The organism is Mesorhizobium sp. M0664 (assembly GCF_040320565.1).
In the GTDB taxonomy this organism is placed as follows: Bacteria; Pseudomonadota; Alphaproteobacteria; order Rhizobiales; family Rhizobiaceae; genus Mesorhizobium.
Genome location: NZ_JAMYPW010000091.1, coordinates 1 through 5,234, shown reverse-complemented (window position 1 = coordinate 5,234; position 5,234 = coordinate 1). Strand labels below are relative to the sequence as shown.

At 58.1% G+C, this 5,234-nt stretch carries 4 protein-coding genes and 5 pseudogenes; 5 read left to right on the top strand and 4 right to left on the bottom strand.

All coding sequences use genetic code 11. The annotated features are described in order from the left end of the window. The 4 genes and pseudogenes from NKI39_RS33905 to NKI39_RS34440 form a co-directional block, all read right to left on the bottom strand. On the bottom strand, positions 1 to 632 hold a 632-nt coding region (locus NKI39_RS33905), incomplete at its 3' end, for an aminotransferase class IV (protein ID WP_352837476.1). A gap of 488 nt (positions 633 to 1,120) precedes the next feature. Beyond that, entirely contained in the window at positions 1,121 to 1,300 is a 180-nt protein-coding gene (locus NKI39_RS33900; protein ID WP_352837473.1) for a N,N-dimethylformamidase beta subunit family domain-containing protein, read from the bottom strand. A 27-nt stretch (positions 1,301 to 1,327) separates the two neighbouring features. After that, positions 1,328 to 2,572: a DegT/DnrJ/EryC1/StrS family aminotransferase gene (locus tag NKI39_RS33895; RefSeq protein ID WP_352837470.1), complete on the bottom strand. Its 1,245-nt coding sequence runs from the start codon at positions 2,570 to 2,572 to the stop codon at positions 1,328 to 1,330. 620 nt (positions 2,573 to 3,192) lie between these two features. Further along, positions 3,193 to 3,351, bottom strand: a pseudogene (locus tag NKI39_RS34440) (IS110 family transposase); the annotation flags it as partial. Between NKI39_RS34440 and NKI39_RS33890 the strand changes: the two are divergent. The 5 genes and pseudogenes from NKI39_RS33890 to NKI39_RS33870 all read left to right on the top strand — a co-directional run. Continuing rightward, positions 3,350 to 3,481 (top strand): annotated as a pseudogene (locus NKI39_RS33890) (transposase); the annotation flags it as partial. The pseudogenes NKI39_RS34440 and NKI39_RS33890 sit on opposite strands and share 2 nt — an antisense overlap. A 64-nt stretch (positions 3,482 to 3,545) precedes the next feature. Then, positions 3,546 to 4,139: pseudogene (locus NKI39_RS33885) on the top strand (transposase); the annotation flags it as partial. 178 nt (positions 4,140 to 4,317) lie between these two features. Further along, positions 4,318 to 4,497: pseudogene (locus tag NKI39_RS33880) on the top strand (helix-turn-helix domain-containing protein); the annotation flags it as partial. 344 nt (positions 4,498 to 4,841) lie between these two features. After that, positions 4,842 to 4,934, top strand: a pseudogene (locus NKI39_RS33875) (IS3 family transposase); the annotation flags it as partial. Positions 4,935 to 5,017: 83 nt separating this feature from the next. Further along, a complete protein-coding gene (locus tag NKI39_RS33870) occupies positions 5,018 to 5,158 on the top strand; it encodes a DDE-type integrase/transposase/recombinase (RefSeq protein WP_352837467.1) in 141 nt (46 codons plus the stop codon). Positions 5,159 to 5,234: the final 76 nt, after the last annotated feature.

Genomic DNA, 5,234 nt, shown 5'->3' with positions numbered 1-5,234 from the left:
GTCAGGAGCTTGCCGCCGGATACGAGAAAGATGTTGTTGCTCGTCCCCTCACAGAGATTGCCAGCCTGGTCGAGAAAGAGAGCCCGCGCCCTCGGGTTGCGCGCCTTCACTTCGAGATCGGCCAGCGTGTGGTTCAGATAATTGCTGCTCTTGGCACGCGGGCTCAAGGACGAAGGCGGCGTGCGCCGCATCGAGGTGATCAGGAGGTCGATGCCATCGACGTAGAGATGCGCCCGGCTGCGGTAGGGCAGTGGGCAGCATTCGACGATGACTGTCGGTCCATGGCGGATTGGCTCCTCGTCGCCGGCAGCGTCGACGCCCCGGCTGACGCGCTGAGTAATCCAGTAGTCTTCATGCGTTTCCAGCAGATGGAGATTACGCGCGAGCACGTCTTCACTGATCGCCACCATTTCGTCGGGAGACATTGGCAGGCCGATGCGGAGATAACGCAGCGATCGGTAAAACCTGTCGACGTGCTCCTTCAGCTTGAACGGGCGATGGTTGAAGGTCCTCGCCATGTCATAGCAGCCATCGCCCCAACGGAACCCGCGATCGCGGAACGGGATGGCGATTTGGCTCTCGGGCAGGAAATCTCCGTTGTAGTAAGCTATCCGTTCAGGAAAGGTGGTCATCATCATTCCTCAGTGTGAACATTAGGGTAACGTTGCTTCAGGTTTCTCGCCGTTAGCGCCGACGTCGGTCGGGCAGCTACTTCGGCTCAAGATTGGTCGCAACCGCCAGCACGACCACCTGGGCGGGGGCGCTAAGGATCTTGTCTGAGTGATCGCACTCGCGCCTTGCAAAAACGCCGAACTTGACGAGAGTCTCTTCGTTAGCCCTCTAAGTTGAGGTCCGCGTTTGAAGTGCAGGTGCCCGACGCAAAAGTATACGCCATACCCGTGATCAACTCGCATTGGGCGAAAAAGTCGAGGCAAGCGAGCCGCCGCGCGGGGTGTCCGACAAACCGCAAGAACCTCATCAGCCGGCCATCGAAAACGAAGTAAGTTTCGCCCGGTCCCGCCTCGAACGCGCCACAGCGGCCTACTTCCCGTCTGACCGCGAGGAGACCAGGCAAGGCGGGACAATCGGTGAGACGCATTAAAAAGCCATCGCCGCTCATTTACACGAGGCGGTAGCCTTCCTCCATGGCCTGTTCGACAGCATCGTACATGCCAGCCGACACATAGTCGGGATGGCTGCCTGTCACGGGTAAGCGATACGGTTTGGTCAGCCGCAAACCGTCGCGGTCGAGGTCTTGGTGCATCATGGCATCGAAATACCTTCCGCAGCTTTCGACCACTGAGTATCAGATTTTCTGCCGCTCTAGTCAATCTGAGGCCTTGAGTTGATCGGCATTCGCCGATACTTTGGCTAGAATCTCAGCAATTCGGTAAATAACTGCCTCGTCCGACGCAAGCCATCTATGCGAGAGCTGGGCGGTCCGTTCCGCTGCTAGCGTTTCAGTGATGGAACACTTACCATCTGTTATTCGATAAGTGTTCTCTACAAGGTTGAAGAGGGTATGGTTATAAACAGCCCCATAAGTTCGCTCCATAGGTAGACCTTCAGCATTAACGGCCTGAATAATTCTGTCTACCGAAACTCCCGCGAGTGGCTCCTCGTCGAATATGGCGATCCACTTGTAGAAACTTTGCGGATTTGCGCGACTGCCGCGAGTCTGGGCACGTACTCCGGGTATGTTGGCAAGCAGCTGATCAAGCAGCTGCGCGTGACTGTCGTAGCGCGCAGTTAGTTGTGGAAGAGCCGTTAGCTGCCGCCGCAGGATTAGGGCCTGGAACTCAGTCAAGCGGAAATTATGGCAGACGAGATCCGGGGCAGGCTTGCTAGTAAACTTACCCATGCTCTCACCGGGCCCATAACCGAAGTGCTTCATGCGGTAAAGCCGATCAGCAATGTGCGCGTCGTTCGTGACGCAGGCTCCTCCCTCGCCGCTGGTCATGAGTTTATTTTGCTGGAAGCTGAACGAACCGATATGGCCGATGCTCCCGGCCGGCTGCTCTGTCCAGCCGCCGCCGTGGGCGTGGGCGCAATCCTCGACAACGAATAATCCATGCCGTTTCGCGACTGCCATAAGCGCATCCATATCAACCATGGAGCCATAGAGGTGCACGGGGATGATCGCTCGTGTGCGGGACGTCACTGCCGCCTCCGCCGCCTGCGGATCAAGGCAGAGGGTCGTGGGCTCTACGTCGACGAATACGATTGTGGCTCCAACATGTCTAACAGCCAAGGCGGTCGCGAAGCATGTGTAAGCAGGTATTATCACTTCGTCGCCTGGCCCGATACCGAGGACCGAGAGGGCACATTGAAGAGTAACGGTGCCGTTGATCATCATCACGCCGTGCTTGGCACCGTGTGCTGCAGCGAACTCCTTCGCAAATGCCGTTTCGTTGCCTCCGAGGTCGAACGACCAATTTCCGCTCAGATACAGTTCCGAGAGTTCCCTCGCACCCTGTTCGTCTCGTGGGGGCCAAATGGGCTCAATAAGGTCGGCCCCGAGTGTAAGGCCACCAAGAAGGGCAAGGGGTGAATTCACGACGGTTCTTCGCATCTGATCTGCTCACTATATGCAACTTCTGCCAATGAAGCCGGCGACGACAAGGGTGGAGCGGTGTGCTCGAGCTCGAGCGGGGCCGGGCAAGATACGATCATTTGGCCGACACGGACCCTAGCTGGTGTTCAAGCTCCAGGAGTTCTCTCGATTGGCCTTCAAGCGCTTGGTTAAAGCAGAGGAGCGCGCGATAATGACGTCCCCGGCACGCGCGCCCGAGAATCTCCATGCAAGGCATCGACCGGGTCCAGTCGATGCGAGTAAGTCGCGACTTGCCGATACCGCACACCACAACAATGCCAGTTGAAGAGAGAATGTGGTCCGCAAGCATGCAGATACGCTCGTCGATCCTGTTTGAAAGGGTCTCCGGCGCGGCGGCCTCCTGCCGGATGGATGGCCTAGCCCGCTCAAGCTGACTATTTTGCCGTTGCGAGAAGGCAGGATTGCACGCCCGTAGCTAACAATTGCCATGATAGCGGCCTCGATCCTAAGTAGCGATTTTCGTCGTGACGTCGAATGGGCGGCAGTATGCGTGATCCATCAGAAAATGGGGATGATCTTTTGATTATTTAGTGCTGCACTTTTGTAACTGGGCCGTCACTGTCGCTCTCCTGCCGGGATCACCGACTGCCTCGTGCCATCTTGTTAGCCAGCGCGATGGCGACCACCAGGCGAGGCTTGCGACCGATCAAGCCGGCCAGCCACGATCAATTCGGCGCGCCGCCGGGCGGTCCATCGCACCACGCCATGGCGCCGATGATCAGCAGTCTGCAGATGCCGTTTGCCCCGCCGATGGAAAGCTTTCGACGCGGTCGCGACTTCTCCGCCTGGCTCGGGCTTGTGCCTCTGCAGAAGTCAACCGGCGGCAAGCAGATCCTTGGCAAGACCTCGAAAATGGGTCGGCGCGACGGTCACGAAGCGGCTGCAGACTATGCCGCGGGTCGGGCCGGTCACGGCCTTGGCTATCGAGCGGTCCGTCTGGTTCTATCACGCGCTACGCGCGGAAAGGGTGCCAGCGATCTGCATCGATGCTCGCCATGCCAAAGCCTCGATTGGGCGGCGAATAAGACCAACGCGAACGACGCCGACGGTTTGGCGCATTTTGCAAAGGTGGGGTTCTTCCGTGAGGTGCGGGTGAAAGGATTTGACAGTATGTTGACCCGCACGCTCGTGGCGGCACGCACCCGGCTGGTCCGGATCACCACCGAACTTTCCAACCAGATTCGTGGAATCATGAAAACGTTCGGCTTGCTCGTTCCCGCCGATAAAGGAACTACCTTCGAAAGGGATGTCCGGAGCCTTCTTATCGATCAGAGCGAGCTTGCTCCTGTCGTGCTACCGACGTTGGAAGCTTGGCGCAGCATTCGCATCCGTGCCGCCGAGCTTGGGCGCCAGCTCGTCGATAGATGCACGTCAAAGCCAGGCATGCCGCATACTCATGTCGATCCCCGGCATCGGCGCGATTACCGCAACCTCGTTCGCCACTGCCATTGAAGATCCGGGCAACTTCAAGACGTCCCGATCTGTTGGTGCCTGGATAGGCCTGACGACGCGCCGCTACCAATCTGCGTGTTTCAGAAATTCGCGGACACCCATTCCGCTAATTCGCGGACAGCGATGGAGTGCACCCCCAAATTGAGACAAGGAAAATCACGGACAGTTTCCCCGGAAGGAGAGGAAACTGGGGCATGGCCAGACGGCAATGAGTTATTGATGATGACCAAAAGCTGGAGCTTCTCCGGCGCATGGAGGCGGGCGAAACCGTCAGCAAGTTGGCAGATGAGGTTGGCATCAGTCGCCAACGACTTTACGAGTGGCGTGATCATCTCAGGCTTCATGGGAATCTGAAGTCGCGTCGGCGCGGCCGGCCTGCCAGGACAGCAGGAGTTGACGGGGCCGCACAGCTGCAGAGTGCAGTCGATGTGCCGGAACCTCAGCAAAAGGCACTGACCAAGGCCAGGCGCCGGATCAGGGAACTGGAGCAGAAAGTCGGGCAGCAGCAGCTCGATCTCGATTTTTTTCGCGAAGCCTTGCGGCACTTCGAGGAAGATCAGCGTCGGAGCAGCGCTCCTGGCGAACGGGATCTTCAAAATCATCGAAAAGCTGATGACCGGCCTGTCGCAAGGCGAATTCAACATCGACAGAATGTGCTGGCTCGCTGGCGTCAGCCGCGCGAGTTATTACCGTCACTGGCTGGATTCGGCCCCTCGTCGGGCCGAGACGGGTTTGCGCGATCTCATTCAGAAGCTGGCTCTCGGCAACACACAATTACGGCTACCGCCGGATTGGAGCCCTGCTGCGGCGGGAGGGGTGGCAAGTCAATCACAAATGCGTTCTACGGATCATGCGTGAAGACAATCTGTTGTGCCTGCGCGCGAGACCTTTGTTCCTGTGACGACCAACTCCAGGCATGGTTGGCAAGTCGTGCAAAACCTCGCGAGGGGAATGATCCTCAATGGCGTAAACCAGCTATGGGTTGCCGATATCACCTTCCTGCATCTGGCCGAGGAGTTTGCCTTCCTTGCCGTTGTCCTTGACGCGTTTAGCCGCAAGGTTGTCGGATGGGCGCTGGATACTAGCACCTGAAGAATCTTCAGGCCCTTGAGCAGTGTTCCCGGTTCTGACCCAGAGAGAGCTTTGACCATTCCCATCCGACGAGGGG

What these genes read in the sequence shown, in the direction of transcription:
- NKI39_RS33895 (WP_352837470.1), bottom strand. Translation starts at nt 2,572, where the DNA reads ATGCGAAGAACCGTCGTGAATTCACCCCTTGCCCTTCTTGGTGGCCTT.
- NKI39_RS33870 (WP_352837467.1), top strand. Translation starts at nt 5,018, where the DNA reads ATGATCCTCAATGGCGTAAACCAGCTATGGGTTGCCGATATCACCTTC.